We start from the raw sequence: 26,248 nt of genomic DNA, 5'->3' as shown, positions 1-26,248 counted from the left end.
GCAATCTACGGATGCAGGGGTGGTGTCGTCTTCTCAGGTGATTTGTTGAAAACTGAGTACAGGACGCTGATTTTATTCAGATTCAAGAAGAGTGATCAGCATCGTGAATGCTTCTGAGACAGCCTGAAGCCGGACCTGCTGGCGGTCTCCGGCAAAAACCGGGGCCCGGTGCAGATGCTGGCCGTCTTCCCGCATCGCGGCGATGTGGACCAGCCCGACCGGCTTTTCCTGACTGCCGCCGCCGGGTCCGGCAATGCCGGACACAGCCACGACGATCCCGGCAGAACTGTTCTGTAAGGCCCCGCGGGCCATTTCCAGAACCACTTCCTCGCTGACCGCGCCGTGGCGGCGGATCAGGGATGGGGCGAGGCCCAGCATATTCTCCTTGGCGTCATTGGCGTAGGTGACAAACCCCGCTTCAACAACGTCGGAACTTCCGGCAACGGCAGTCAGACAGGCGGCAATCAGGCCGCCGGTGCAGGATTCTGCCGTCACCAGACGGATGCCGTTGGCGCGGCAACGGTACAGGACGGCCTCCGCCTGCTGGATCAGGGCATCGGGAAACATGGCTTACCCATAGCTTATGAATGGATTATCGGAAGACCATACCGAACAAAGGCCCATAGGGCCAGCGCCGAATATCCGGCCGCCACAACATCATCCAGCATGATGCCCAGTCCACCCCCCACCCGGCGGTCGGCAAGGCTGACCGGAAAGGGCTTGGCAATGTCTGCGGCCCGGAAGGCGAGAAAGCCAATCGCATAAGCCCACGGATCCAGCGGGGCGACGGCCAGCGTCAGCAGGATGCCGACAACCTCGTCAATCACCACGGCTCCGGGGTCTTCCCGTCCGATCGCATCGGCATAGCGGGCAGAAACCGGAATGCCGATGAGAAACAAAAGAACGGCGGCAGCAGTCAGGACGACCGGTGACAGATCCGGCCCGGCCAGAGCTGACAGGGCAGCGGCAAGGGGAATGGCCCCGAGGGAGCCGACCGTTCCCGGCGCCTTCGGGGACAGGCCGCAGCCGAACCATGTGGCCAGCAGGGTGACGAGGACCGGAGAGTGTCCGCGCCGTGCCCCGGCAGCGCCGGAGGGGCGGGACTCGGCATCAGGGCCGGTGGACATCAGAATATCCTGTTTCGAAAAACCGGGTGCAAACGCCTGCGACTCAAGCAGGAAACCTTTTTCTTGCACGCCGCGCGTCTGGAGGGATAGGTTTACTCCGCTCCTCAACTGCGGGGAATAGGGAAAATCGACAGCCTGAGTCTGTCTCCGGGTCTGTCATTGCCGGGGCAATGATCGGGGATCTGTCGTTTTGTTTGTGCCTGCCTCTGTGCCGGGGGTGGGCGGGGGATGCTGTTCTTTTCGGTGGGGCCTGTCCGGGCTGTGACCGAAACCGCAGATGGGTACGTTTCGACCGTGGGCAGGCGATGCGCCGCGGATAGGATGACGGGCGGTCACGGGTGTTCTGTGCGCGGTGCGGGGGAGGTCCGTCAGCGCGGGAGCCGCAGGGCAGTTGTGACCGGCAACAGCAAGGCAAGGCATGTCGATTTATGATCCTCGGGACCGCAATGTCGGTCGGGCCAGTCTGTTTCTCCGGAGGATCGTTCCGGAGCGGCAGCTGATCCTGCGGAGTGAGGGTGGCCTGCGGACTGTCCGGCTGACCCCTGTCGGGCAGATCGGATTTTTGGCTCTGACTGCTCTTTTTCTGGGGTGGGCGGCGTTCGCGACCACGGCGATGGTCCGGCAGCAGGCGGTTGTGGCGGAGCATGACGCCGGCCGGGTTGCGGCACAGGCAGCGTACGAAGGGCTGCTGGCGCAGGTTTCCGTTTATCGGAACAAGATTTCTGACGTGACGGCGGATCTGGAGCGGAATCACGCCCGGGCCGTCCAGCTTGCGAAGGCGGAACCGGCTGCGGCCTCTGTTCCGGCCCGAAAACCTGACCCCAAACCCGACCCGAAATCCGATCAGAAGCCTGAGGCTAAGGCTGAGGCAGATCCTGCGAAGGCTGCGTCAGCCCTTGGCGATGTATCCGTTGATCCGGCGGTCAGCCGCGAACTGTATCAGACTCACGCGCAGCGGGAGCGGGAAGCCCTGTATGGCGAGCTGGCCCGCCTTGATACGGAAATGGCGTCTCTGGCCCAGCGTGCGGCAATGGAGAAGGCGCTGGACGGCGTTGAGGTTCAGCTGAAGAAAGTGACGCTGGAACGCGATCTGGCAATCGGGGAGCGTGAGCAGGCCCGGACCCGGGTCAAGGAGCTGGAGACCCGTCTGGTCGGGATGGAGGAACAGCAGCTGGCTTTGGTTCAGAAGTTCACCAACCTTGCCTCGGACCGGTCCTCCAAGCTGCGGGCGGCCGTCAGCAAGGCGGGCCTGAACCCGCAGGATCTTCTGGATGACATGCCGGAAGACGCCGGGGGGAAGGACGGGCAGGGTGGCCCCTTTATTCCGGCTGAGCTGGGGGTGCAGAGCAGCCCGGCGGTGAAGGAGACGCTGGGGGCCCTGAATACCAAGGTTCTGCATATGACATCGTTGCAGTCGCTGGTGGACGGTTTGCCGCTGGCCTCCCCGCTGGAAGTGGCGTGGCATGTCACCAGCGGGTTTGGCGTGCGGGAAGATCCGATCAATGGCTCGGCGGCCATCCATGAAGGGATGGATATGTCAGCGGAGTATAAATCTCCCGTCTATGCAACGGGTTCGGGAAAGGTTATATACGCAGGGTGGCGAGGGCGATATGGCCGTCTGGTCGAAATTGACCATGGGAACGGTCTTAAAACGCGGTACGGGCACCTGAATCGGGTGCTGGTGAAGAAGGGGGAGCAGGTGGACAGAACGTCCCTGATCGGGCTCCTGGGGAACAGCGGACGATCGACCGGCGCTCATCTTCATTACGAGGTGATTGTTAACGACAGGCCGCGCAATCCGGACAGATTCATCAAGGCGGGAAGCAATGTTTTCGAAAGCTAGCAAATCGCATGCCGTGGACCGTCAGCAGGCGTCGGGGCGCCCTGTGCCGTCCATCATCAGCGCCGATCTGTCCATCACCGGTGATCTTGCCAGTTCCGGCGAGATCCAGATTGACGGTGCCGTCGAAGGCGACATTCAGTGCAGCGTCCTGATTGTCGGAGTGAATGGCAGCGTGACCGGGGAAATCAAGGCAGAAACGGTGCGCCTGCATGGCCGGGTGACCGGGCAGGTCCGGGCTGCCACCGTGTTCCTGGCGGCGACGGCGCGGATGATCGGTGACGTCACCCATGAGAGTCTGGCAATTGAGCCGGGTGCTTTTATGGAAGGGCACTGCCGCCGCATGACCGACAGCGCTGCGCTGGAAAGCCGGAAGGGTGACCTGAAGCTTGCCAACGCCAGCAAAGGGGATGGCAAGGTGGATGGCCTGCTTGCGGATAAGGCTGTTGCCGCTGCGGCCAGCTGATTGCCTCTGTCATCAGTCACGTTTCAGATGAAAAAAGGGGCCGCACCGGCATTGGGTGCGGCCCCTTTTGTGTCTTTGGGGCTGTCTCTGAGAGTGTCGTGAGTGCCGTCCGCAAAATGGCCGGAGGGGTGTGTTTTCGGGGAACGTGAAGCCCTGACCTGGAAGTCCTCTGGGATCAGCGGAGGTCGTTGGTCAGCCGCAGGCTGCGTTCCCCGTGCCCGAGACGGAACCGGTATACCTGCACCCCTTCGAGAACCCGCTGGACATAGTTGCGGGTTTCTGTGAATGGGATCGACTCAATCCAGTCGATCACGTCAATCTCACCGGCCCGCGGATCGCCGAACTCTTTTACCCATTTGGCCGGTCGGCCCGGGCCCGCATTGTATCCGGCAATCGCCATCACATAAGATCCGCTGAAGCGATCGACGAGATCGGAAAGATAGGACGAGCCAAGGCGGACGTTGTAGCGCGGCTCTGCTGTCAGGCTGGCTTCCTGAAAGCCGACACCAAGCTTGCTGGCCACACCTTTTGCCGTGGCAGGCATCAGCTGCATCAGGCCCTTGGCCCCGACCCGGGAGGTGGCATTGGTCGAGAAATTGCTCTCCTGCCGGATAATCGCCAGTGTCAGGGCAGACTCCGGGCTGTCCGGCAGATCAAAGCCGGGCAGTGGGTAGGCAATATCAAGGTTGATATGCCCCTTCAGGGCGGCCTTGCGGGACAGGGCGACCCCGGTGTCCACGCCGCCGACCGTGCGGCCCAGTTCAAGGGCCAGCGTCCTTTGCCCCGGGGTCGGTGCATCCTCTACCAGACGGGTGCTGAAGAGGAGGATGTCGCGGTTGCGGTCAAGGTCCCCCAGAGCCTGCACCACCTTGACCAGAGGGTTGCGGTTAAAGGCGGCCCGGTCTTCTGCCGATGGCATCGGGGTTGCCGGCAAGGTCAGGGGCTGACGCAGCTTTTCAGCCGCCAGCTGACCGTAGAAGGTGGTGCCTTCCTCGGCGGCCTTGAGATAGGCGCTGCGGGCCTGTTCCGTCATCCCAAGGGCTTCGGCGGCGCGGCCATGCCAATAGGCACCACGCCCAATACTGATAGTGGTGCTGACCGCTTCCTCAAATGCCCGGAAATGGGTAAGTCCGCTTTTGGCGTCCTTCAGGTGACGGAATGCGATCCATCCGGCCAGCCATTCCAGCTCGGCGTAGGTCGCGCCGGAGGTCAGCCGGTGGCGGCGGGCGGTTTCATAGGCCTGCGAGACCAGCCCCTTTTCCAGTAAAGACCGGCTGATGATCAGGCGCTCTTTGCCCCAGCGCTCGGGGAAGGCCTTATCGGCGCCGGGGCTCTTCAGCAGGGCGGCGGCATCCTGATCCATATCTTTTTTGCGGCGCCATTCGATACGGTCAAACAGCAGGCCGGGATCCGCACTGAGGGAGGCGGGAACCTTCTTCACCAGCGCATCGACATTGCCTTTGCCGTCCTGAAAGGCAAGGCGGGCCTGAATCAGCGCCTTATACCCTGCATCGACCCGTTCCATCATTTCCCGGGCGTCCGATGCCCGACCTTCCCACAGCGCAACATCGGCCCGCTTTTGATGGTCAGCCCCTGAAAAACTATCCCCAAACAAGCTGAGAAGCTTCTTTTCATCGGCCATTGACATAGCTTCATTATGCCATGCCTCCAGCGCGACCGCTGCCGCCTGTTGGTGCTTTCCCTGTGTGTCGAGCGCGATGGCATACATCAGTTTGCCATGCCCGGTCCGGGGAGGATTGGCGGAAAACCAATCCAGAACCTCGCGGGCGGACTCCTGACCGGTCAGGACCTCTTCGGTCCGACGTTTCAGAGCGGCCATTTCCGGCCAGCCGGGATGATCTCCGATGAAAGCCCGAAGGTCAGCAAAAGACGGAGTGTTTCCCGCAGCGATCAGCGACCGGCCGAGGATGACATCCCGCAGAACCGGCGACCGCGCCTGTGCAGCCCACTGCTCCGCCCGGCCCCATTGACCGGCGTCAGCCGCATCGAAGGCATTGGCATAGGCCTGCCGGTCAGAGTCGGACAGGACCGCGGCCTGCGCAACGGAAACCATCCCCTTCATGCCCGGAAAGGCGGCGTCGATCACCGCCGGGGCAACGAGCAGGGACGCAGCCAAAGCTGAGGCGAGAGCCGTGCGGGAAATCTGGGCATGCAGGGAGGGCGTGGTGCGGAAAGACATGTCAGCTCCGGATGCGGGGGGCTGCTTCAGGGAAAGCGAATAAACCGGCCACAGTGTACCGGTGCCGCCCCTTGAGGAAAAGGGGCCGCTTCGGGACCGTGGCCGGTGAGTGCGATATTAGTGCCGGGCACGTTCCACGGAGTTGACCTCCGGCGTTGCCCGCAGGGCGGCAATGATGTTGATCAGGTGTTTAGCGTCGCGGACATCAATATCAACAATCATATCATAAAAATCTGATGTTCTATTGGTCACCTTCAGATTGGTGATGTTCCCCATATTCTTGGAGATGATTGTCGAGAGGGTCCCCAGGCTGCTGGGTTCGTTGGAGACGACCAGACTGATCCGGCCAACGTGATTGTGGGTGTTGTTGTCAACATCCCATGCCAGATCCAGCCAGCGTTCCGGTTGTTCAGAGAACTGGCTGAGCTGATCACAGTCAATAGTGTGAATGGTGACTCCGCGGCCGGTGGAAACAATACCGACGATACGGTCCCCCGGCAGAGGATGGCAGCAGCGGGCGTAATGCAGGGCCATGCCGGGAATAAGCCCCTTGATCGGCACGGCATGGCGGGCGGGATACCCATCCTTGCCTTTGGGGCCGGACGGGCTGCGGATCACGGTTTCCTGTGTAACAGGCTGAGTTTTGGACATCCGGATGCCCGGATAAACCGCCAGAACCACTTCACTGGCGGTCAGGTGACCCAATCCGACTTCGGCCAGAATGTCATCAACCGCATCAACCTTGAACTTTTTGACAACCCCTTGCAGACCTTTTTCCGTCAGGTCATACCCTTCAGCCTTGAAGGCCTGAGACAGGATCTTCCGGCCAAGGTCGATATGCTGGTCGCGCTGCTGGTTGCGGACGTAACGGCGGATCCGGGCTTTGGCCTTACCGGAGGCGACGAAGCGTTCCCATTCCGGATTGGGGGTCTGTTTCGGGCTGGTGATGATTTCAACCTGATCGCCGTTGCTCAGTTCTGAGCGCAGGGGAACCATCCGGCCATTGACCCGGGCACCGACACAGGTATCCCCGACCTGTGTGTGCACGGCATAGGCAAAGTCCACCGGGCAGGCACCACGGGGCAGGGCGTAAAGATCGCCTTTCGGGGTAAAGCAGAACACCTGATCCTGGTACATTTCCAGTTTGGTGTGTTCCAGAAACTCTTCCGGATTGTTGGTGTGCTCCAGAATTTCCAGCAGTTCCCGCACCCAGCGGTATTGCTTGCCTTCTGTCTGCGGCCCGTCGGCGGTTTCGGAATTGCCCTTCTGCTTATACCGCCAGTGGGCGGCCACCCCCATTTCCGCCACGCCGTGCATATCCTGCGTGCGGATCTGGATTTCAATGCGGTGCTGTTCCGGCCCGATCACCCCGGTGTGCAGGGACTGGTACCCGTTCGGCTTGGGGGTTGAGATGTAATCCTTGAACCGGCCCGGGACCATGGGAAACGCCGAGTGCAGGACGCCAAGGGCGCGGTAACAGTCTTCCAGCGAATTCACCATGACCCGGAAGGCCATGATGTCCGACAGCTGCTCGAACGCCACGTCCTTGCGCTGCATTTTCCGCCAGATCGAATAGGGGGTCTTTTCGCGTCCGGACAGGGTCGCTTCGACCCCGGCTTCCTTCAGGGTGGCGCGCAGCCGGTCCATGATGCGGTCGATCAGGCTGCTGCCCTGTTCTTCCAGATACCGCAGGCGGGCCATGATGGAATCGCGGGCATCGGGGTGCAGCTCGGCGAAGGCATTCTCTTCGAGTTCGGTCTTGAACTCCTGAATACCGATGCGTTCGGCCAGCGGGGCGTAGATCTCAATGGTTTCCAGCGCGATGCGCCGACGCTTTTCCGGCTTTTTGATGTAATGCAGCGTGCGCATGTTGTGCACACGGTCGGCCAGCTTGACGAGAAGGATGCGGATATCCTCGCTCATCGCCAGCAGCAGTTTTCGGAAATTCTCCGCCTGCTTGGTGTGGTCGGACTGGAGTTGCAGGCGCGTCAGTTTGGTGACGCCATCAACCATCTTCGCAACCTGCTCCCCGAACAGGGAGCGGATTTCTTCATAGGTCGCATCGGTATCTTCAATGGTGTCATGCAGCAGGGCGGTGATGATGGTGGACGCATCCAGCTTGTAATGCGTCAGAATGCCTGCGACTTCCACCGGATGGGAGAAATAGGGGTCGCCGCTGGCCCGCAGTTGTGCCCCATGTTTCTGCACCGCATAAACATACGCACGGTTGAGGGCATCTTCATCCGCGTTGGGGTCATAGGACCGTACCCGTTCAACCAGTTCGTATTGGCGCATCATTCGTGGGGCATCTCCGCTTCCGCCGGGCGTCACCTCTCTATAGTGACGATGGATGGCGCATCCTGCAAGAGACTGAAAACAAAAAAAGCCGGGTGCTGATCACCCGGCTTTTCAGACAGTTCCGGCTATGCGGCCAGATTATTCTTCGGTCTCGATCGGGCCGGAATCCGGCTCGTCCTGAATGGTCAGCAGGTCTTCGTCAGTATCGGCGACGACCATGGCGCTGAGTTCGCCGACCACATCAAGAGACAGGTTGTCGAAATCGTCTTCTTCCGGTTCGTCAACCTCGACGTGCTTCTGAAGGCTCTGGACCACAGACTCACGCAGGATTTCCACGCCGACGGTCTCTTCAGCGATTTCACGCAGGGAGACGACCGGATTTTTGTCGTTGTCGCGGTCCACGGTCAGGGCGCCGCCGGAGGAAATTTCGCGGGCACGCTGGGCAGCCAGCAGCACCAGATCGAAGCGGTTGGGAACCTTGAGGACGCAGTCCTCGACGGTAACTCGAGCCATAGGGGGAAACTCCCGGAACCTGGACGCAGGAATATATTGCAAGAGGCGCTATATATCGCGTGTGCCCCCGGAATGCAAGTCTGCATCAACGGTGGGGATTGATCATTCCGGCTGGGCGGCCCGCCTGAGGGCCTGCGGACCCTTTTCCCCGGCGGGCAGGGCGTTCAGCAGGCTGCGGGCATCCTTCAGCAGAACAGGATGAATCCATCCGGGGGCGATGTCACACAAGGGCGCCAGAACGAAGGTCCGCAGATGCATGCGCGGATGCGGCAGCTGGAGGTGGCTGTCATCGGACAGGACGTGGTCATAGGCGATCAGATCCAGGTCGATCACCCGGGCCGCATTGGCAACGGTACGGACCCGGCCCATCTCAGCCTCGACCATGTGCAGCTGATGGAGCAGGTCTGATGCCGAGAGTGCGGTTTCAATCACGGCAACGCCATTGACGTACCAAGGCTGATCGGAAGCCGGAACCGGAGCGGTTTCCCACCACCCCGAGCATGCGGTGACTTGAATGGTTCCGGTGGCTTCCAGCAGGGCCAGTGCGGCCTGGCAGGCCTCTTGCGGTGTGCCATACCGGCTTGGCAGATTGGCGCCGATCGCGATCAGTTTCATCAGGTAACTCATGGCGGGGAAATGGAGGCGGAGTATGGCGGGAAGCGAGTGGGCTGTCCATTGGGGCAATATGTTTGGGGTCCGACCTTGACCGGACGTAAACCTACTCTATAACTATTATGCCGCTTGGTATCAGCCGCGCGGGTTTGCTTTAATGTCTTTGCCATTAGGCGGGGGGCGGGCCTGCGGCGGTTTGATGACGGCCTTGCGCTGATACCGATTGAAGCAACCGAGCCGTCACGCCCATCTTTCGTGTGGCAACAGACAGGCAGGGGCGGTTGCCGTTATCCGGCTCCCCTTTTCGGATCCCCCCGTTTTCGTCACCAATGTATATTGACCGGAGTTTATGATGATCTTCTATCCGCAGGAAAAGATTGCTCTTTTTATTGATGGATCCAACCTTTATGCTGCCGCCCGCTCTCTGGGGTTTGATATTGATTACAAGCGTTTGCTGGAACTTTTTGCCGCGAAAGGTCAACTGATCCGGGCTTTTTACTACACGGCTCTGGTGGAAGATCAGGAGTATTCGCCGATCCGCCCGCTGGTAGATTGGCTGGATTACAATGGTTACACCATGGTCACCAAGCCGACCAAGGAGTTCACCGATGCGGCCGGGCGACGTAAGGTCAAGGGCAGCATGGATATCGAGCTGGCCATCGATGTGATGGAAATGGCCGAGCATGTCGATCACATTGTCCTGTTTTCCGGCGACGGGGATTTCCGCCGTCTGGTCGAGGCCGTACAGCGCAAAGGGGTGCGGGTCACCGTGGTTTCGACCATAAAGTCCCAACCGCCGATGGTTGCCGATGAGCTTCGCCGACAGGCCGACAGCTTTCAGGAACTTCAGGAGCTGGGTCCGGTGATTGCCCGCCAGAATTACCGGGTCAATCATGAGGACCGGACCGAGCGTCCGGCGGTGGCCCCGCAGCCGTCAACGGATGATGCGGGCTGATCCTGATGTTTGCTGACAGTGTCTTTGCCGGTCCGGGGCGCGATTGTGCCCTGTGTCCGCGCCTTGCGGATTTCATCGCCGGGCATCGGGTGGCGCAGCCGGACTGGCATAATGCGCCGGTTCCGTCTTTTGGCCCGCTGACGGCGGAGCTGTTGGTGGTGGGGCTGGCCCCCGGTCTGCGCGGAGCCAACCGGACCGGTCGGCCCTTTACCGGTGATTATGCCGGAGAACTGCTGTATCCGACCCTGCTGAAGTTCGGGCTGGCCGATGGGCAGTTTCTGGCAGACCCGCAGGATGGGCTGACCCTGCTGCGGGCCCGGGTCACCAATGCGGTCCGCTGTGTGCCGCCGGAGAATAAGCCAACCCCGCAGGAGCAAAAAACCTGCCGTCCGTTCCTGAAGGACGAGATTGCAGCAATGCCAAATCTGCGGGTGCTGCTGGCGCTGGGGCGGATCGCCCATGATGCCGTTCTCAGCACGCTCGCCCTGCGGAAGGCTGAGTACGTTTTTGCGCATGGGGCCCGGCACCGCCTGCCGAATGGGATGGTTCTGGCCGATACCTATCATACGTCCCGCTATAACGTGAACACCGGGCGGCTGACCGTCGGGATGTTCGAGGCTGTGGTGGCGGGGCTTTTGCCTGCCCTTGCTGATGGCTGACCTTTTTATCTGCAAATGTGGATCGTGAGATTTCTGGGGAAAGCGCTCCGACATTCTTTTGGGTGGGGAGTGCTTTCGCCAACCGGCCGCCATTTTCGTCATCGGCCGTTTCCTGTGTGGAATGGCGTGCCGCTCTCTTTTTTACTTAATCCCCGTACCGCTCCTGCCGCCACGGATCGCCGCGCATGTGGTATCCACGGGCTTCCCAATAGCCCGGCTGATCCCGGTCCATAACCGTGATGTGCCGCAGCCACTTTGCGCTTTTCCAGAAATAGAGATGGGGTACCAGAAGCCGGACGGGGCCACCGTTTTCCCGCGGTAAGGGCTTGCCATTCCACTGGTGACAGATCAGGACGTCATCACGGTCCAGATCGCTGAGCGGCAGATTGGTGGAATAACCGTCAAAACTGCGGAGCATCGCGTGAGTGGCTCCGGCGCGGGGGTGGATCTGCCGTAAGAAATGACGGAACGGCACGCCGGTGAAGGTGTTGTCGTAACTGCTCCATGATGTCACGCAATGGATATCAGCGGTCAGTGTTATCTGTGGCTGTTTCAGAAGATCTGCCCAGGACCAGCGCAGGGGGGCATCGACCAGCCCGCCACAGGATAGGGCCCAGTCCGCCGGAACCAGATTAGGCTGGGTGCCAAGATCAAGGATCGGCAGACCGCTGCTGGTAAGATGTTGTCCCGGAGGCAGCCTCTGGCGTTCAGGGGCAGCGGCTGCGATGCCCCGTCGGCTGCTGGCCCAGTCGGTTTTGGTGGCGGTCAGTTTTGTCGGGGGCGGAGGGGCGGTGTCGTCATCAGTCACGGCGGGTGCGTCCTTGCTGCGGAACCCGTTCAGAATGGCACGGGGGCAGGGGAAGTCCAGCCGGGCGGTCACGCTGTCACGCAGATGCGACCGGGGGTTAGCCCTTATCGCGCATCAGCCGCTGTTTCTGGCGGTTCCAGTCCCGTTCCTTGATGGACTGCCGTTTGTCGACCTTGTTTTTACCTTTGGCGAGGCCGATCTGGATCTTGGCCATGCCACGGTCGTTGAAGTACAGCGACATCGGCACAAGGGTCATACCATCCCGCGCCACCGCGGCCAGCAGGCGGCGGATCTCCCGCTTGTGCATCAGCAGTTTGCGCGGGCGACGGGTCTCATGGCTGAAGGGGGTCTTGGACTGGTATTCCGGAATGTAGGCGTTATACAGCCAGATTTCCGGCGTAAGGCTGTCCTTCCGCCCGGCAAAAGCCTCGGCGACGTTGGCACGACCGTGCCGCAGGGACTTGACTTCAGTCCCTGTCAGCACGATCCCGGCCTCGAAAGTTTCAACGATCGAGAAATCGTGACGGGCGCGCCGGTTTTGCGCGACGGTGCCCGTGGTAATGAGGCCGCTGCCAGACATAGCGTACAGATAAACCTTTTATGAAAGAAAACGAACTTTACAGAAGACCGGCCTGCTCCATCGCCTCCCGCACCTTGGCGCGGGCGCCTTCGGTGGCGGGCAGCATCGGCAGGCGCACATAGTCCGTGCACTTGCCCAGCAGGCTGGCGGCGTACTTCACCGGGGCCGGGCTGGTTTCGCAGAACATGGCATCATGCACCGCCATCAGCCGGTCACGGATCTCAAAGGCCTTGGCGTAGTCCCCGGCAGCCCAGGCATCGTGCAGGTCGCCGCACAGGCGGGGCGCGATGTTGGAGGTGACGGAGATGCAGCCATGCCCGCCCTGCGCCAGAAAGGCGGTGACGGTGGCATCCTCGCCGGACAGCTGGATGAACTCGGTGCCGATCACCACGCGGGTGCGCAGCGGGCGGGCGAGATCGGCAGTGGCATCCTTGACGCCGACAATGCGCGGCAGATCTGCCAGACGCTTCATCGTTTCCACCGACATATCGACGACGCTGCGGCCCGGAATGTTATAGAGCACCAGCGGAATGTCAGTGGCATCATGGACGGCCTTGAAGTGCTGATACAGCCCTTCCTGCGTCGGTTTGTTGTAGTAAGGAACCACCAGCAGCGCCGCATCGGCGCCCGCTTCCTGCGCATGGCGGGTCAGGTCAATCGTCTCGTGGGTGCTGTTGGCACCCGACCCGGCGATCACCGGCACCTTCCCTTTGGCCACTTCGATGCACAGTTCCACGACCCGTTTGTGCTCGTCATGACTGAGGGTAGGCGATTCCCCGGTGGTGCCGACCGGCACGACGCCGTCGGTTCCTTCGGCTATCTGCCAGGCGACAAAGTCCTGGAAGGCCTTGGCGTCAATGGCCCCGTCAGCGGTGAACGGGGTAATGAGGGCTGTAATGGACCCTTGCAACAGCATGGTGAACTCCGTTGGGTCGTGGAGTGGTGGTTGAAGGGAATGAACAATAAACATGCCGGGTGCCAGGGGCAAGCGGAAGGTGTCCGGTCGCGACCGTTTGTTCATTCCGCCCGGACTATCGGGCGCGGCGATGGATTCGCCGGGCAGGAATGGCTTTTCCGCTGATCGTACGGATTTGCAGCAAATTGATGGCGGCGGGTGGTTGCAGCCTGACAAAAGTCATGTAAAAGAGGATCCTGAATTGCCATGCCTGACCCGGTGACTACAGGTGAGTCCGATGACCATGAAATCCGTGGCTACTGCCATGTTCGTTGCAGCATCCCTGATGTCGGCCGCTGCCCCGGCCTTCGCATCGGCGGGGGAGTGCCTGTCCGCGTCTGACCGCAATGCGGTTCAGATCCGCCAGATGCATGTGCAGCTGATGGTTGCCGCCCTGAAGTGTGATGACTCCCTTGGGCTGCGGGACAGCTACGGCGCTTACGTCAGCAAGCATAACTCGGTGCTGAATGGGAATGCGCAGAGCCTGCGGTCCCTGTTCCAGAAGACCTACGGCGGGGACAGCAGCCGCCAGTTTGACCGTTTTATCACCCGTCTGGCCAACGATGCCTCCAGTCAGGCCCAGACCCAGATGGGCTATTGTGAAAGCAATCTGGAACTGCTGCACAAGGCTGTTGCCCTGCCGGCCAATCAGGTGGATGACCTCGCCCGGGAAGTGATCGCGGTTCCGGCAGAAGTTGGCCGCTGCACCAAGACCGAGCAGCGGAAGGCCGAAGCCCCGAAGAAAGCCCCTGAAAAGCCGGTGAAGGTGGCTGATGCCTCCAAGACCCAGCCGAAGCCGGCGGCAAAGCCGAAACCGGCTGCTAAGCCTGCTGATCAGGCTGCCAAGCCGCACTGACCGGCTGGTTTCCGGAGCGTAAAAAAGGCACAGGGAATATGCCCTGTGCCTTTTTTGTTTGTCTGCATTCGCCGGATAAACAGAAAGCGGCCTGAGTGGCCGCTTTCCGGAACAGGGTCAGTGCTGGTCAGAGATCCAGGCGATCCGAAGGATGTTGGTGGTGCCCGGCGTGCCGAACGGAACCCCGGCAATAATCACCACCCGTTCCCCGGCATGGGCAAATTCATCGCGGTGGGCAATCCGGCATCCGCTCTGCACCATATCGGCGAAGGAGGAGATGTCGGCGGTGACCACGCCGTGGGCCCCCCAGACCAGAGCCATACGCCGGGCCACCTTAATGTCGGCTGTCAGGCACAGGATCGGCACCGGCGGGCGCTGGCGGGCGGCGCGGAGGGTTGTCGAGCCGGAAGACGTGAAGGTGACAATCGCCTTGGCGCCGATGGTGGCGGAGACCTGACGGGCGGCGGCGCAGATGGCGTCAGCCGCTGTGGTTTCCGGCTCCTCGGCACGGGCATCCATGATGCGCTGGTAATAACCATCCCGCTCAACGCTGCAAATGATCTTGTTCATGATCGAAACCGCTTCGAGCGGATATTTCCCGGAAGCGGTTTCGGCGGACAGCATCACCGCATCCGCGCCATCATAAACAGCCGTGGCAACGTCAGACGCTTCGGCCCGGGTCGGGGCCGGGGCACTGATCATGCTTTCCAGCATCTGGGTGGCGACAACCACCGGCTTGCCTTGATGACGGCAGGTCTCGATGATCCGCTTTTGCAGGATCGGAACCACTTCCGGCGGACATTCAACCCCGAGATCGCCGCGGGCAACCATGATGGCATCGGAGAGTTCGACGATCTCATCAAGGAAATCAATCGCCTGCGGCTTTTCGAGCTTGGACAGGATCAATGCCCGCCCGGCAACCAGCTTGCGGGCTTCGGCGACGTCTTCTGGGCGCTGGACAAAGCTGAGAGCGACAATGTCCACGCCCAGCGACAGGCCGAATTCCAGATCGCTGCGGTCCTTATCGGACAGGGCGGAGATCGGCAGGGCTTCGCCCGGAACGTTCAGGCCCTTGCGGTCCGACAGCGGACCCCCGGTCAATACGCGGACGTTGGCATAATCCGGGCCGTGGTTTTCCACCCGCACCCGGATCTTCCCATCATCCAGCAGCAGCTCGGTGCCGACCTGAATGATCGAGAAAATTTCCGGATGCGGCAGGCAGGCCCGGGTTTCATCGCCCGGGGTTTTATCCATATCGAAGCGGAACTCCTGCCCCGGAGCCAGTTCGATTTTTCCGGCGGCGAACTGACCGACACGCAGTTTCGGCCCCTGAAGGTCGAGCAGAATGCCGATCGGTCGGCCAATGGAGGCTTCTACCTGCCGGATCATCTCGTAGCGGGCGCGGTGATCGTCGTGGGTTCCGTGGCTGAAGTTCAGGCGGAACACATCAGCACCGGCGCGGAACAGAGCTTCGATGGCCTGCGGGGTCGAGCTGGCGGGGCCGAGTGTGGCGATAATCTTGGCGTGGCGGTCGCGCTTCATGGCTTTATTCGATGTCCGTTTCCAGTGAGAAGCCCCGCGTCGCCGAACGGATCCGGGAGGAGGCTTTTAGGGGCGGCGATGACGGGCAGGCCAGCTTTCCCGAAGCAGAGTGAAATTTTATTCTATGCTACGTCAAAGTCTTAGCAGAAAACTCACCTTCTGACGAGCCGCCCGTTGGGGTGGGCGCAGATCCGGCCTGAGGACAAAAGCGGAGAATTTTGTTGTTTTTCAGGAAGTTACTGCGGCGAAGGCGGGTTTCTGTCATGGAAAATTCGCCGGAGAGGGGGCTTGGTGTGATAATTATATTTCGTTCGCATATTTTTGCACAAAAACGAACGCTTATAAAAACAAAAAGAACCTATCCGCGCGGGTGGGGTAGGGGTGGGGGGGTAATCCCTTCTCCCTCTTGCTCCTGCCGCAAAGCCGCCGTATCACAGAACGGTAATGGCACCTTGCCTGACCGGTGCCGATGTCAGTGACAGCAGATCCCCCGGCGAGGCCGGGTTTTGCCGACAGGAACTCCCCATGACTGTTCAGTCCCCGTCCCCCTATCCGGCGCTTCTGGCGGAAGATGAGCCGCGCCCGTTTGACGTTTTATGCCCGGAGGGCAGTGCGCCGCTGCTGTTGGTCTGTGACCATGCCAGCCGCCGGGTTCCCCGGTCTCTGGGCACTCTTGGCCTGACAGAGGATGAGCTTGGCCGTCATATCGGCTGGGATATCGGTGCGGCAGACGTGACCCGCAGGCTTTCCGCCCTGTTGAACGCCCCGGCCGTCCTCTGCCAGTATTCCCGTCTGGTGATTGACTGCAACCGTCAGCCGGGGGAGCCAACCTCCATTCCGCCGGTGTCCGACACCACTCCGGTGCCGGGCAATCAGGGCCTGAGCGAGGTTGAGGAAGAAGCGCGGACGGCGGAAATTTTCTGGACATACCATCAGACGGTTGGCGACGCGCTGGCGCATATCTGGCGTCGCCAGCCGCAGACGCCCCCGGTGGTGATCTCGGTGCACAGTTTTACCCCCTGCATGCGCAGCGGGACGCCCCGGCCGTGGCATCTTGGCTTCCTGTTCAACCGGGATGAACGGTTAACGCACGCGATGGCGGAGCGCTTTAGCGCAATCTATCCGGATGTCTGTTATGGCCTGAATGAGCCGTACAGCGGCAAGGACAGCGCCTATACTCTGGATGCCCATGCGACGGCGGCGGGGCTGGCCCATGTCGGGCTGGAAATCCGGCAGGATCTGATCGGGGATCAGGCCGGTGCTGAACAGTGGGCGGAGCGTCTGGCAACCGTGCTGAGCCCGCTTCTCGGGCGCCCGGATCTCCATCGGGTCATTCATTTCTGAGGGCCATGATGCACGCAGAGCCACGCTTTACGGTTGGTATTGAAGAAGAATATTTTCTGGTGAACCGCGCCACCGGCGATCTGGCGATTGATCCGCCGGAAGGGATGGTGGAGGAATGCGGTCAGTCGATTGATTACGGAACCTTCAGCCCGGAGTTTCTGCGGTCGCAGCTGGAAGTCGGAACGCCGGTCTGCACCACGGTGCGGGACGCCCGGAAGGCCTTGGGTCAGCTCCGCCATCGGGCGCGGGAGGTCTGCGGGCATTATGGGCTGGCTCCGGTGGCGGCCTCGACCCATCCGATCGCGCAGTGGGATGCGGTCAAGCACACCGACAGAGAGCGTTACAACGCCCTGTCGCAGGATTTACAGGCACCGGTGCGGCGTCTGCTGATCTGTGGGATGCATGTACACGTCGGGATCGAAGATCCGGATCTGCGCATCGATCTGATGAGCCAGATGAGCTACTTCCTGCCGCATCTTCTGGCGTTGTCGACATCCTCGCCGTTCTGGCGGGGGCGGAATACCGGCCTCAAGAGTTACCGGCTGTCGGTGTTCAAGGAATTGCCAAGGACCGGGCTCCCGGAGCAGTTTCACAGCTGGGGGGAGTATCAGCGGCACGTTAATGTTCTGGTCGATGCCGGTCTGATTCAGGATGCCAGCAAGCTGTGGTGGGATGTCCGTCCGTCCTGCCGCTTTCCGACGCTGGAAATGCGGATCAGTGATGTCTGCACGACGGTTGACGACGCGGCGGCGGTGGCGGCCCTGTACGTCTGCATTCTGCGGATGCTGTGGCGGCTGCGCCGGTCCAATCAGCGCTGGCGCATGTATGCCCATATGCTGGTGGAAGAAAACCGTTGGCGGGCCCAGCGGTATGGCACGGATGAAGGGTTGGTCGATTTCGGCAAGGGGCGGATCATTCCGTATGCCGACCTTCTGGAGGAGTTGTTCCAGCTGATCGCCGAGGATGCCGCTGCACTGGACTGTCAGGCTGAGCTGGCGGGATGCAGAACCATTCTGCAACGGGGCACCAGTGCCCACCGGCAGGTGGCACTGTATCAGCAGGCGATTTCGGCGGGCCGTACGGACGCAGAGGCCTTACGGGAGGTTGCTGAGTTTCTGATTGAAGAGACCGGGCGTGACCTGCTGCTGTGATTGTTGCCCTTGACCCCGGCGGTTGGTTGAGGTTTACACGGGGCTGAAATTCGGCACCCGCGCATTAAAGGGACAAAAAATGGAAACCATGGACAACTCGGCTGCCGAGCAGCTGCGTTCCATTATTGAACGCATTGAACGCCTTGAGGAAGAAAAGGCCAATATCGCCTCTGACATTAAAGATGTTTATTCAGAGGCAAAATCAATGGGTTATGATACAAAAATCATCCGAAAGGTGATCAGTCTGCGGAAGAAGCAGCCCCATGAGCTGGAAGAGGAAGAGCAGCTGCTGACCCTGTACCGCATGGCGATTGGTATCTGATCTCCTTGCGGAGACTCAAAAAGACCGGCTCCTGACGGAGGCCGGTCTTTTTTTGTGCTCGTCGCGCAGGGGCTTCAGAATGCGGTGACAGCTGCCCTGAAAATGAAAAACCCCGCCGAAGCGGGGTTTTCCACATCAAAACTGACCGGATTACTTCGGCAGCTTGATTTCGACGCGACGGTTCTGCGGTTCACGCACGCCGTCCTGAGTCGTAACCAGCGGAGCGCTTTCGCCCTTCGCAGCAACATTGATGTCCTTAGCGGCAACGCCCTGCTTGACCAGGAAGCCCTTCACAGCGTCAGCACGCTTCTGGGAGAGCTTCAGGTTGTAGGCGTCAGAGCCGGAACGGTCAGCGTGGCCGGTCAGGTCGACGGAAGCCAGCTGGCCCTTCTTAATGGCGGCAGCGGCTTCAGTCAGGATCGCCACGGCTTCCGGGGTCAGATCCGCCTTGTTGAAGTCGAAGAACACGATGTAGTTCTTCGGCGGCGGGGTCATCTTCGGGGCCGGAGCCGGGGCCGGGGCGGGAGCCGGGGCCGGAGCGGCAACCGGGGTCGGAGCCGGGTTGTTGAAGCGGTAGGTCAGGCCAACCAGCAGGGCGTGCTGACGGTATTCGCCGTCGTAGCTCTGACCGGCAGTGGTCTTGACGTCATAGTCGGTGGTGGCGAAGTAGCGGTACTGCCCCTTCAGCGACCAGTTATCGTTCAGGTCATACGCAACACCGGCGAAGCCCTGATAGGCGAATTCCCAGCTGTTGCTGTCCTTGCCGGTGAAGGTGTTGGTACGGACACCGTCAACCATGACGTCGGCAGCACCGATACCGGCGCCGAGGAACGGATGCCACTTGCTCTGCGGCATCAGGTCGTAAACGACGTTCGCCATGGTGGAGAACGAGGACACATCGCCCGAAGAGCTGGAGGTGATGCCCGAGCCCTTGACGGAGTCAATGCCGTTGTTACGGTAGCCGAGTTCGCCTTCAACCTTGAAGCGGCCGAAGGAATAGCCGAGCTGACCCAGCACGACCGGACCCCAGTCGAAATCGGTGGTGAAGCCGTTGGCACCGATGTTGCTGTCGGAGTCCTGCAGGTAGGAGGCACCGACATCGGCACCCAGATACCATTCGGCCTGGGCAGCGACCGGCAGAGCGGCGAGCAGGCCCGCCGTAACCAGAACCTTAATGGAACGCATAGTGGTAACTCCCCACGCGGAATCATAGAAAACTGTAGCCATCTTAAGGATGGGCTTCTGAGATACAAGGAAAACACGGCCCTAAGGGCTGTCCCTTTATCAACTTTCCACAATCTGTTGCTGCTGTGCAACAGTGCTGTGGCGCACGTGCCGGGCTGTCCGGACGGATGGGGCAGGGCGTTGCCGTCCCGTAAGGCCGGGCTGGACAGCCGGGCGGCAGTGCAATATCTCTGCATCTGTCCGGCACTGGTTTATGATCGGGCTGATTTCTTTCCGTCCGGGGCGGGCCGGTAATTTTAAGCCTCGGTTCACCTCGGGCCGGTGATTGTGGGTTTTGCTGCCGGTCCGGATATTCGCCGGATCTGATGACTGTGGAGGGCATTGTGCCGGGAAAGCTGCGTCTTGGGGTCAACATTGACCATGTTGCGACGGTTCGGAATGCCCGGGGCGGTCTGACGCCTGATCCGGTGCGTGCCGCGCTGCTGGCGATTGAGGCCGGGGCGGACGGAATCACCGCACACCTTCGGGAAGACCGCCGCCACATTATTGACAGTGATATTGCCCGGCTGATGGACAGCATTTCGCGTCCGCTGAATTTTGAGATGGCGGCAACCCGTGAAATGGTGGACATTGCGCTGAAGACTCGTCCGCATGCCTGTTGTCTGGTGCCCGAGAAGCGCGAGGAGCGCACGACGGAAGGCGGGCTGGATGTTATCGGTGGCCGTGACCGTCTGGAACCGATGGTTGGAGAGCTGGCTGCGGCGGGGATCAGGGTTTCCCTGTTTATTGAGGCTGACCCCCGGCAGCTTGATGCGGCCCGGGCCATTGGTGCCCCGGTTGTCGAGCTGCATACCGGCAGTTATTGTGATGCGGCCTCGGGCGCAGACCGTGACCGTGAGCTGGCCCGGATCGTTCAGGCTGCCGCCCACGCCGAGGTGCTCGGGCTGGAATGCCATGCCGGGCATGGACTGAGCTATGAGACCGTCGCCCCGGTCGCGGCCATTCCGACTATCGCGGAGCTGAACATCGGGCACTTCCTGATCGGCGAGGCGGTTTTCGTCGGTCTGGAACAGGCGATTGCCGGAATGCGGCGCCGGATGGATGATGCCCGCCGCGCGGCGCTGTAAGTCCGGGGCATGAGGAAAATCTGATGCCACCGGTTCCGTGCCGGTGGTAAGGTGTAACAAGAGCAAGAGAAGCGATCAGGATGTCGAATAAGAAACCCGGCGGTATCGGGGAAACCATTCGGACGGTGGTGTATGCGGTTGTCGTCGCCCTGCTGGTCCGGACCGTCGCCTTCGAGCCGTTCAATATTCCGTCAGGGTCGATGATTCCTCACCTTTTGATCGGGGATTATCTCTTCGTCTCGAAGTATTCGTATGGGTACAGTCGGTTTTCCCTGCCGTTCGGCGTCCCGGCGTTTGATGGCCGCGTTCTTGAAAGCACCCCGGAACGCGGCGATATCGCTGTCTTCAAGTTCCCCCGCGACACCAGCATTGATTACATCAAGCGGGTGATCGGCCTGCCCGGCGACCGGGTCCAGATGAAGGGGGGGCGTCTGTTCCTGAATGGCGCTGAAGTGCTGCGGGAACGGATTGAGGACTATGTTTATGTTGATCCGCGGGGCAACGTCCTGCGTTTCGCCCAGTACATGGAAACCCTTCCCGGTGATATCCGGCATCGGATCATCGAGGTCACCGACCATGGTCCTTATGATGATACCCCGGAGTATACAGTACCCGCCGGTCACTATTTTATGATGGGGGATAACCGGGACAACTCTGCGGACAGCCGTGCGGATGTCGGGTTTGTTCCGGCGGAAAATTTTGTGGGTCGGGCCGAGGTTCTCTTTTTCTCGACCAACGGATCCGCCCGGATCTGGGAACTGTGGAAATGGCCTTCGGCAATCCGCTGGGAGCGCCTGTTTAACAGTCTGAAAAAGGGCGGAGATCTGGGGCAGGCGCCGCAATGAAACAGTCCTTGACCCCGCTGATGGATGCAATCGGGCATTCCTTCTCGGATATTTTGCTTTTACAGCAGGCTGTTACCCACCGGAGCTTCGGAAATGGGCGAGGCAGCCACCATAACGAACGGCTGGAGTTCCTGGGGGACCGGGTTCTCGGTCTGGTGATTGCCGAGCTTCTGTATGGCCGGTTTCCGGATGAGGCCGAAGGGGCGCTGGCGCGCCGTCATGCTGCTTTGGTCCGGAAAGAGGCCTTGGCCCGGGTCGCTGAGAAAATCGGTCTTGGGGGCTATCTGCGGATGTCACGCGGAGAAGAAGATGCCGGTGGCCGCAGTAACGCGGGGATGCTGGCCGATGCCTGCGAAGCGGTGATCGGTGCCTCGTATCTGGATGGCGGTCTGGGGCCTGCTCAGGCCTTTATCCGCGCCAACTGGTTGCCGATGCTGGAAGAAAGCGCCGCGCCACCGAAAGATGCCAAGACGGCGTTGCAGGAATGGGCGCAACAGCGCGGCCTGCCGCTGCCGGACTATGATACATTGGAAACATCCGGCCCGGACCATAGTCCGGTGTTCCGGATTCAGGTGAGTGTTAAGGGGTATCCCCCTGAAAATGCTTCGGGAAATTCGAAGCGGGTTGCGGCGCAGGTTGCGGCCCAAGCCCTGCTGAAAAGGTTGACGTCATGACCGGTATCCAAGAACAACAAGAACAGCAGCGGTGCTCTTTCGTCGCCGTCCTCGGAGCCCCCAACGCGGGGAAATCCACGCTGGTCAATGCCCTTGTCGGCACCAAGGTGACCATTGTGTCACACAAGGTGCAGACCACCCGCAGCCGCGTGCGCGGCGTGTGCATGCGCGGTGGTGCCCAGATTGTTTTTATTGACACCCCCGGTATTTTCCGGACTGCCAAGCGGCGGCTGGAACGTGCGATGGTGTCGGCGGCCTGGGGTGGTCTGGCGGATGCCGACCACGCCATGCTGGTTGTCGATGTGCAGCGTGGAGTCAGTGACGATACCCGCGCGATTATCGAGCGGATGAAGGAAGACGGCCAGCGCGATGTCATCCTCGTTCTGAACAAGGTCGATCTGGTGGAGCGCTCGACGCTGCTGGGGCTGGCCGCCAGCCTGAATGAGGAAGGGATTTTTGGGCAGGTCTTCATGATCTCGGCCCTGAAAGAGGACGGGATCGGGGCTCTGCTGGATTATCTGTCCTCCCATGCCCCGGTTGGTCCGTGGATGTTCCCCGAGGACGAGGTCTCCGACCTGCCGCAGCGCCTTCTGGCGGCTGAACTGACCCGCGAAAAAGTCTTCCTGCTGCTGCATCAGGAACTGCCGTATAGCATTGCCGTGCATACGGACAGTTGGGAAGAACGTTCTGATGGCTCGGTCAAAATCCAGCAGACCATCGTGGTGATGCGGGACAGCCAGCGGATGATCGTTCTCGGTAAGGGTGGGGTCAAGATCCGCTCCATCGGTGCCGCCGCCCGCGAAGAGCTGGAAGGGTTGCTGGAGCGCCGGGTCCACCTGTTCCTGCATGTTTCCGTGCAGGAAAACTGGGCCGATGACCGTGGCCATTATGGCGAATGGGGCCTTGAGTTCGACGTCTGAGGCTGAGGAGGCGGAATGGAGTGGCGGGACGCCGGGATTGTCCTGCGGGTGCGGCGGCATGGGGAAGCCCATGTAGTCGCCTCTCTGCTGACCGCCTCCCACGGACGGCAGTCCGGATTGATCAAAGGCGGTGCCAGCCGGAACCGCCGGGGGCAACTGGAGCCCGGTACCATCGGTGTCGCGACGTGGCAGGCCCGGCTGGAAGATCAGCTCGGGTCTCTGTCGTTTGAGCCCTTAGAGGCAACCGCCCCGGATCTGCTGTCTGACCCTGACCGCCTGTTCGCACTGTCTTCCGCCTGTGCGATGCTGGAGGCGACAGCGAGCGAGCGTATGCCGGTCCCCGAGCTGTACGACGCCACGCTGGCCCTTTTGGCAGCCCTGCGCGACGGGGCTCCATTGGAAGTTTACGTCCGCTGGGAGCTGGCTCTTCTGTCCGGGCTTGGGTTTGGGCTGGATCTGGGTGTCTGTGCGGTTTCCGGCTCCGCTGAGGACTTGCAGTACGTTTCTCCGCGCACCGGGCGGGCGGTTTCCGCTGCGGCAGCCGGTGTTTACCGTGATCGCCTTCTGCCGTTGCCGGAGTTTCTACGCCCCGGCCGGAATGAAACCCCCGCAGATGCCTTGATGCTGGAACAGGGGCTGACCCTGACCGGGTTTTTCCTTGTCCGCCATGCTCTTCTCCCGGTACGGCAGACCCGGCCCGGTTTGCCGGAAGCCCGGACCCTCCTGCTGTCCCGTTTGCAGCGGTTGGCAGAGCGCGGCGTGAAAGAAATGACTCTGCCCGATTGACGGGACACATCGGGAACAGACTATATAGTGCGTTTTCAGGGGCAGGGTCGGCCGGAGAGCGGCCGCCTGCCGTGACAGGATCTGCCAGACAGGGGCATCATACCAATGACCAATGCTCAGCCCAGAGAGGAAATCCGCCTTCAGCCACTGAAGGATGCGTTGTCGGAACGGTATCTGGCCTATGCCCTGTCGACCATCGTTTCCCGGTCTCTGCCGGATGTGCGGGATGGCCTGAAACCGGTCCACCGCCGGCTGCTGTATGCGATGCGGCTGCTGAAGCTTGATCCGGCGACGGGTTTTAAGAAATGTGCCCGTGTCGTCGGCGATGTGATCGGTAAATATCATCCGCACGGGGACGTGGCGGTTTATGATGCGCTGGTCCGTCTGGCGCAGGACTTTGCCGTCCGCTATCCGTTGATTGAAGGGCAGGGCAACTTCGGCAACATCGACGGTGATAGCGCTGCGGCGATGCGATACACCGAAGCCCGGCTGACCGAGGTCGCCATCGCCCTGATGGATGGCCTGGATGAGGATGCGGTTGATTTCCGCTCTACCTATGACGGGGAGGAGCAGGAGCCGATTGTCATGCCGGCTGCCTTTCCGAACCTGCTGGCCAACGGGGCAACCGGGATTGCGGTGGGCATGGCCACCAACATCCCGCCGCACAATGCCGGGGAACTGTGTGACGCCCTGCTGCATGTGATCAAGGATCCCGCCTGCGCCGATGACGCGCTGCTGGCGTATGTGAAGGGGCCGGATTTTCCGACCGGAGGGATTCTGGCGGAAAGTGCTGAGGCGGTGCGGGAGGCCTATGCCACCGGGCGCGGCAGTTTCCGTCTGCGGGCGCGCTGGACGGTGGAGCGGATGTCCCATGGCCTGTTTCAGGTGGTGGTGACGGAAATCCCCTATCAGGTTCAGAAGTCCAAGCTGATTGAAAAGATCGCGGACCTGCTGAACGCCAAAAAACTTCCGCTGTTGTCTGACGTGCGGGATGAGTCCGCAGAAGATGTGCGGATTGTTCTGGAGCCCCGGAACCGGACCGTCGACCCCGATCTGCTGATGGAGCATCTGTTCCGCCAGACCGATCTTGAGATTCGCTTCGGCCTGAACATGAACGTTCTGGGGGGCGATGGCATCCCCCGGGTGATGAGCCTGAAGCAGGTGCTGCGGGCGTTTCTGGATCACCGGCATGAGGTTCTGATCCGGCGTTCCCGCCACCGGCTGGGAAAAATCGAACATCGTCTGGAGGTTCTCGGCGGATATCTGATTGCCTATCTGAACCTTGATGAGGTGATCCGCATTATCCGGGAGGAAGATGAGCCCAAGCTGGCCCTGATGGCGGCATTTGGTCTGACCGATGTGCAGGCGGAAGCCATCCTGAACATGCGGCTGCGATCCCTGCGCCGTCTGGAGGAAATGGAGCTCCGGACCGAACACGACACTCTGGCGGCCGAAAAGGCGGATCTGGTTGACCTGCTCGGCGATGAAACCCGCCGCTGGCACGTCATTGCCGTGCAGGTTAAGGAATCGAAGAAGAAGTTTGGCCAGCACACGGCCCTCGGGCGGCGGCGTACTGATATCGCGGATGCCCCCAGTGGGGTTGTGGTGCCGCTGGAGGCGGTGATCGAGAAGGAGCCGATCACCATCCTGCTGTCCGAAAAGGGGTGGATCCGTGCGGTGAAGGGGCATACTGACGATCTGGAAGACGCCAAGTTCAAGGATGGTGATCAGCTGAAGCTGACCGTTAAAACCTTTACCACTGACAAGATTCTGGTGCTGGGCACCAATGGCCGCTTCTATACTCTTACCGGCGAGAGGGTCCCTCGGGGGCGCGGCTTTGGCGAACCGCTGCGGTTGATGATTGATCTGCCGGTGGATGCCGAGGTGGCTCATTTCCTTGTGCATGCGCCGGGACGTCAGCTGTTGCTGGCAACCTCCGCCGGGCGCGGTTTCCGGGTTTCCGAGGATGACGTGGTTGCCCAGACCAAGGCCGGAAAGCAGGTCATGACGCTGGGCGATGAAGGGGAGGCGGCGGCCTTCTGTCTGCCGGTGGATGGCGATACCGTGGCGATCATCGGCCAGAACCGTAAGTTGCTGGTCTTTGCGCTGGAAGAGGTTCCGGTCATGGCCAAGGGGCGTGGCGTCATCCTTCAGAAATATAAGGACGGCGGGGTCTCTGACATTAAGGTCTTTGCCGGGGAGGGGGGGCTGAGTTACCGCCGGGGTGAGCAGGTCCGGACTGAGACGGACCTGACGCCATGGCGGGCGGCCCGCGGGACGCAGGGTAAGCTGCCGCCGACGGGATTCCCGCGCAGCAATAGGTTTGACGGATAACACAAGCGTTTTTTTGGCATGGCATGGCCGCTTTTTCGGTGTTGCTTACTGGAAAAGTGGTCTGACCATGTGTATACAAGGTGGATCTGTTGGAGATCTGCGACGGAAAAATCCGCGCATACCTGAACGCATATGGTTCTGCCGTGACT

General features: G+C 60.9%; 25 protein-coding genes. 14 read left to right on the top strand and 11 right to left on the bottom strand.

Features of this window, described 5'->3' with window-relative positions; genetic code table 11:
• Window positions 1-72: 72 nt before the first annotated feature.
• Both FHS48_RS07575 and FHS48_RS07570 read right to left on the bottom strand, forming a co-directional pair.
• The gene (locus tag FHS48_RS07575; protein ID WP_184262941.1) at window positions 73-567 is read right to left on the bottom strand and encodes a CinA family protein; all 495 of its coding nucleotides are present in this window, start codon (window positions 565-567) and stop codon (window positions 73-75) included.
• Between the two features lie 14 nt (window positions 568-581).
• Window positions 582-1,127 carry a phosphatidylglycerophosphatase A family protein gene (locus FHS48_RS07570; protein ID WP_184262939.1) on the bottom strand — a complete coding sequence of 182 codons (546 nt, stop codon included), beginning with the start codon at window positions 1,125-1,127 and terminating at the stop codon, window positions 582-584.
• Between the two features lie 418 nt (window positions 1,128-1,545).
• Here FHS48_RS07570 and FHS48_RS07565 point away from each other — a divergent pair, with 418 nt between their 5' ends.
• Both FHS48_RS07565 and FHS48_RS07560 read left to right on the top strand, forming a co-directional pair.
• Complete coding sequence (locus FHS48_RS07565; protein ID WP_184262937.1) at window positions 1,546-2,970, top strand: peptidoglycan DD-metalloendopeptidase family protein; 1,425 nt, start codon at window positions 1,546-1,548, stop codon at window positions 2,968-2,970.
• Window positions 2,954-3,433, top strand: a complete 480-nt coding sequence (locus FHS48_RS07560) for a bactofilin family protein (RefSeq protein WP_184262936.1) — start codon at window positions 2,954-2,956, stop codon at window positions 3,431-3,433. The genes FHS48_RS07565 and FHS48_RS07560 overlap by 17 nt, the downstream gene beginning before the upstream one ends.
• A gap of 175 nt (window positions 3,434-3,608) precedes the next feature.
• Here the strand turns inward: FHS48_RS07560 and FHS48_RS07555 are convergent, their stop codons facing one another.
• The 4 genes from FHS48_RS07555 to folK form a co-directional block, all read right to left on the bottom strand.
• Window positions 3,609-5,633, bottom strand: a complete 2,025-nt coding sequence (locus tag FHS48_RS07555) for a lytic transglycosylase domain-containing protein (protein WP_184262934.1) — start codon at window positions 5,631-5,633, stop codon at window positions 3,609-3,611.
• A 117-nt stretch (window positions 5,634-5,750) separates the two neighbouring features.
• Complete coding sequence (locus FHS48_RS07550) at window positions 5,751-7,931, bottom strand: RelA/SpoT family protein (RefSeq protein WP_184262932.1); 2,181 nt, start codon at window positions 7,929-7,931, stop codon at window positions 5,751-5,753.
• Between the two features lie 138 nt (window positions 7,932-8,069).
• Window positions 8,070-8,444 (bottom strand): DNA-directed RNA polymerase subunit omega, encoded by a 375-nt coding sequence (rpoZ, locus tag FHS48_RS07545; RefSeq protein ID WP_184262930.1) that lies wholly within the window; start codon window positions 8,442-8,444, stop codon window positions 8,070-8,072.
• A gap of 102 nt (window positions 8,445-8,546) precedes the next feature.
• The gene (folK, locus tag FHS48_RS07540) at window positions 8,547-9,059 is read right to left on the bottom strand and encodes a 2-amino-4-hydroxy-6-hydroxymethyldihydropteridine diphosphokinase (RefSeq protein ID WP_184262929.1); all 513 of its coding nucleotides are present in this window, start codon (window positions 9,057-9,059) and stop codon (window positions 8,547-8,549) included.
• A 349-nt stretch (window positions 9,060-9,408) separates the two neighbouring features.
• On the opposite strand from folK, the gene FHS48_RS07535 reads away from it, so the two are divergent.
• On the top strand, window positions 9,409-10,011 hold the full coding sequence (locus FHS48_RS07535) for a LabA-like NYN domain-containing protein (RefSeq protein WP_184263024.1): 603 nt from the start codon (window positions 9,409-9,411) through the stop codon (window positions 10,009-10,011).
• A 5-nt stretch (window positions 10,012-10,016) separates the two neighbouring features.
• The gene (locus FHS48_RS07530) at window positions 10,017-10,670 is read left to right on the top strand and encodes a uracil-DNA glycosylase (protein WP_184262927.1); all 654 of its coding nucleotides are present in this window, start codon (window positions 10,017-10,019) and stop codon (window positions 10,668-10,670) included.
• Between the two features lie 145 nt (window positions 10,671-10,815).
• Here FHS48_RS07530 and FHS48_RS07525 read toward each other — a convergent pair whose 3' ends face one another.
• From FHS48_RS07525 to dapA, 3 genes are all read right to left on the bottom strand, one after another.
• The gene (locus FHS48_RS07525; protein ID WP_184262925.1) at window positions 10,816-11,478 is read right to left on the bottom strand and encodes a sulfite oxidase-like oxidoreductase; all 663 of its coding nucleotides are present in this window, start codon (window positions 11,476-11,478) and stop codon (window positions 10,816-10,818) included.
• 97 nt (window positions 11,479-11,575) lie between these two features.
• Entirely contained in the window at window positions 11,576-12,058 is a 483-nt protein-coding gene (gene smpB / locus FHS48_RS07520) for an SsrA-binding protein SmpB (RefSeq protein ID WP_184262923.1), read from the bottom strand.
• A 37-nt stretch (window positions 12,059-12,095) separates the two neighbouring features.
• Window positions 12,096-12,971, bottom strand: coding sequence for a 4-hydroxy-tetrahydrodipicolinate synthase (gene dapA, locus FHS48_RS07515; protein WP_184263023.1), 876 nt, complete (start codon window positions 12,969-12,971; stop codon window positions 12,096-12,098).
• A gap of 280 nt (window positions 12,972-13,251) precedes the next feature.
• Here dapA and FHS48_RS07510 point away from each other — a divergent pair, with 280 nt between their 5' ends.
• Window positions 13,252-13,869 carry a hypothetical protein gene (locus FHS48_RS07510; RefSeq protein ID WP_184262921.1) on the top strand — a complete coding sequence of 206 codons (618 nt, stop codon included), beginning with the start codon at window positions 13,252-13,254 and terminating at the stop codon, window positions 13,867-13,869.
• A gap of 117 nt (window positions 13,870-13,986) precedes the next feature.
• On the opposite strand, the gene pyk is transcribed toward FHS48_RS07510, so the two are convergent.
• Complete coding sequence (gene pyk, locus FHS48_RS07505) at window positions 13,987-15,411, bottom strand: pyruvate kinase (RefSeq protein WP_184262919.1); 1,425 nt, start codon at window positions 15,409-15,411, stop codon at window positions 13,987-13,989.
• A 525-nt stretch (window positions 15,412-15,936) separates the two neighbouring features.
• Here pyk and FHS48_RS07500 point away from each other — a divergent pair.
• The 3 genes from FHS48_RS07500 (at window position 15,937) to FHS48_RS07490 (ending at window position 18,228) form a co-directional block, all read left to right on the top strand.
• Window positions 15,937-16,755: an N-formylglutamate amidohydrolase gene (locus FHS48_RS07500; protein ID WP_184262917.1), complete on the top strand. Its 819-nt coding sequence runs from the start codon at window positions 15,937-15,939 to the stop codon at window positions 16,753-16,755.
• Between the two features lie 8 nt (window positions 16,756-16,763).
• A complete protein-coding gene (locus FHS48_RS07495; protein ID WP_184263022.1) occupies window positions 16,764-17,906 on the top strand; it encodes a carboxylate-amine ligase in 1,143 nt (380 codons plus the stop codon).
• A 79-nt stretch (window positions 17,907-17,985) separates the two neighbouring features.
• Window positions 17,986-18,228 carry a DUF2312 domain-containing protein gene (locus tag FHS48_RS07490; protein ID WP_019643876.1) on the top strand — a complete coding sequence of 81 codons (243 nt, stop codon included), beginning with the start codon at window positions 17,986-17,988 and terminating at the stop codon, window positions 18,226-18,228.
• Between the two features lie 150 nt (window positions 18,229-18,378).
• Here FHS48_RS07490 and FHS48_RS07485 read toward each other — a convergent pair whose 3' ends face one another.
• Window positions 18,379-19,413: an OmpA family protein gene (locus FHS48_RS07485; RefSeq protein WP_184262915.1), complete on the bottom strand. Its 1,035-nt coding sequence runs from the start codon at window positions 19,411-19,413 to the stop codon at window positions 18,379-18,381.
• Window positions 19,414-19,778: 365 nt separating this feature from the next.
• On the opposite strand from FHS48_RS07485, the gene FHS48_RS07480 reads away from it, so the two are divergent.
• The 6 genes from FHS48_RS07480 to parC all read left to right on the top strand — a co-directional run bounded on the left by FHS48_RS07480 (window position 19,779) and on the right by parC (window position 26,099).
• Entirely contained in the window at window positions 19,779-20,540 is a 762-nt protein-coding gene (locus FHS48_RS07480) for a pyridoxine 5'-phosphate synthase (RefSeq protein ID WP_221443411.1), read from the top strand.
• Window positions 20,541-20,620: 80 nt separating this feature from the next.
• Entirely contained in the window at window positions 20,621-21,385 is a 765-nt protein-coding gene (gene lepB, locus FHS48_RS07475; RefSeq protein ID WP_184262913.1) for a signal peptidase I, read from the top strand.
• Window positions 21,382-22,059 carry a ribonuclease III gene (rnc, locus tag FHS48_RS07470; RefSeq protein ID WP_184262911.1) on the top strand — a complete coding sequence of 226 codons (678 nt, stop codon included), beginning with the start codon at window positions 21,382-21,384 and terminating at the stop codon, window positions 22,057-22,059. The genes lepB and rnc overlap by 4 nt, the downstream gene beginning before the upstream one ends.
• Window positions 22,056-22,979 carry a GTPase Era gene (era, locus tag FHS48_RS07465; protein WP_184262909.1) on the top strand — a complete coding sequence of 308 codons (924 nt, stop codon included), beginning with the start codon at window positions 22,056-22,058 and terminating at the stop codon, window positions 22,977-22,979. The genes rnc and era overlap by 4 nt, the downstream gene beginning before the upstream one ends.
• A 15-nt stretch (window positions 22,980-22,994) precedes the next feature.
• Window positions 22,995-23,765 (top strand): DNA repair protein RecO, encoded by a 771-nt coding sequence (recO, locus tag FHS48_RS07460; RefSeq protein WP_184262907.1) that lies wholly within the window; start codon window positions 22,995-22,997, stop codon window positions 23,763-23,765.
• Window positions 23,766-23,870: 105 nt separating this feature from the next.
• Window positions 23,871-26,099: a DNA topoisomerase IV subunit A gene (parC, locus tag FHS48_RS07455; RefSeq protein ID WP_184262905.1), complete on the top strand. Its 2,229-nt coding sequence runs from the start codon at window positions 23,871-23,873 to the stop codon at window positions 26,097-26,099.
• The last annotated feature ends 149 nt before the right edge of the window (window positions 26,100-26,248 follow it).

It is taken from the genome of Novispirillum itersonii (assembly GCF_014205675.1).
GTDB classification, from domain to species: domain Bacteria; phylum Pseudomonadota; class Alphaproteobacteria; order Rhodospirillales; family Rhodospirillaceae; genus Novispirillum; species Novispirillum itersonii_A.
This window is presented reverse-complemented; position numbering and strand designations above follow the sequence as displayed.

Coding starts and splice junctions, on each gene's coding strand:
- FHS48_RS07485 (WP_184262915.1), bottom strand. CDS start 19,413: ATGCGTTCCATTAAGGTTCTGGTTACGGCGGGCCTGCTCGCCGCTCTG.
- parC (WP_184262905.1), top strand. CDS start 23,871: ATGACCAATGCTCAGCCCAGAGAGGAAATCCGCCTTCAGCCACTGAAG.
- rnc (WP_184262911.1), top strand. CDS start 21,382: ATGAAACAGTCCTTGACCCCGCTGATGGATGCAATCGGGCATTCCTTC.
- FHS48_RS07480 (WP_221443411.1), top strand. CDS start 19,779: ATGACTGTGGAGGGCATTGTGCCGGGAAAGCTGCGTCTTGGGGTCAAC.
- FHS48_RS07550 (WP_184262932.1), bottom strand. CDS start 7,931: ATGATGCGCCAATACGAACTGGTTGAACGGGTACGGTCCTATGACCCC.
- FHS48_RS07555 (WP_184262934.1), bottom strand. CDS start 5,633: ATGTCTTTCCGCACCACGCCCTCCCTGCATGCCCAGATTTCCCGCACG.
- FHS48_RS07560 (WP_184262936.1), top strand. CDS start 2,954: ATGTTTTCGAAAGCTAGCAAATCGCATGCCGTGGACCGTCAGCAGGCG.
- FHS48_RS07490 (WP_019643876.1), top strand. CDS start 17,986: ATGGAAACCATGGACAACTCGGCTGCCGAGCAGCTGCGTTCCATTATT.
- pyk (WP_184262919.1), bottom strand. CDS start 15,411: ATGAAGCGCGACCGCCACGCCAAGATTATCGCCACACTCGGCCCCGCC.
- FHS48_RS07570 (WP_184262939.1), bottom strand. CDS start 1,127: ATGTCCACCGGCCCTGATGCCGAGTCCCGCCCCTCCGGCGCTGCCGGG.
- folK (WP_184262929.1), bottom strand. CDS start 9,059: ATGAAACTGATCGCGATCGGCGCCAATCTGCCAAGCCGGTATGGCACA.
- FHS48_RS07510 (WP_184262921.1), top strand. CDS start 13,252: ATGACCATGAAATCCGTGGCTACTGCCATGTTCGTTGCAGCATCCCTG.
- FHS48_RS07575 (WP_184262941.1), bottom strand. CDS start 567: ATGTTTCCCGATGCCCTGATCCAGCAGGCGGAGGCCGTCCTGTACCGT.
- rpoZ (WP_184262930.1), bottom strand. CDS start 8,444: ATGGCTCGAGTTACCGTCGAGGACTGCGTCCTCAAGGTTCCCAACCGC.
- lepB (WP_184262913.1), top strand. CDS start 20,621: ATGTCGAATAAGAAACCCGGCGGTATCGGGGAAACCATTCGGACGGTG.
- recO (WP_184262907.1), top strand. CDS start 22,995: ATGGAGTGGCGGGACGCCGGGATTGTCCTGCGGGTGCGGCGGCATGGG.
- era (WP_184262909.1), top strand. CDS start 22,056: ATGACCGGTATCCAAGAACAACAAGAACAGCAGCGGTGCTCTTTCGTC.
- FHS48_RS07495 (WP_184263022.1), top strand. CDS start 16,764: ATGCACGCAGAGCCACGCTTTACGGTTGGTATTGAAGAAGAATATTTT.
- FHS48_RS07500 (WP_184262917.1), top strand. CDS start 15,937: ATGACTGTTCAGTCCCCGTCCCCCTATCCGGCGCTTCTGGCGGAAGAT.
- FHS48_RS07565 (WP_184262937.1), top strand. CDS start 1,546: ATGTCGATTTATGATCCTCGGGACCGCAATGTCGGTCGGGCCAGTCTG.
- FHS48_RS07535 (WP_184263024.1), top strand. CDS start 9,409: ATGATCTTCTATCCGCAGGAAAAGATTGCTCTTTTTATTGATGGATCC.
- smpB (WP_184262923.1), bottom strand. CDS start 12,058: ATGTCTGGCAGCGGCCTCATTACCACGGGCACCGTCGCGCAAAACCGG.
- FHS48_RS07530 (WP_184262927.1), top strand. CDS start 10,017: ATGTTTGCTGACAGTGTCTTTGCCGGTCCGGGGCGCGATTGTGCCCTG.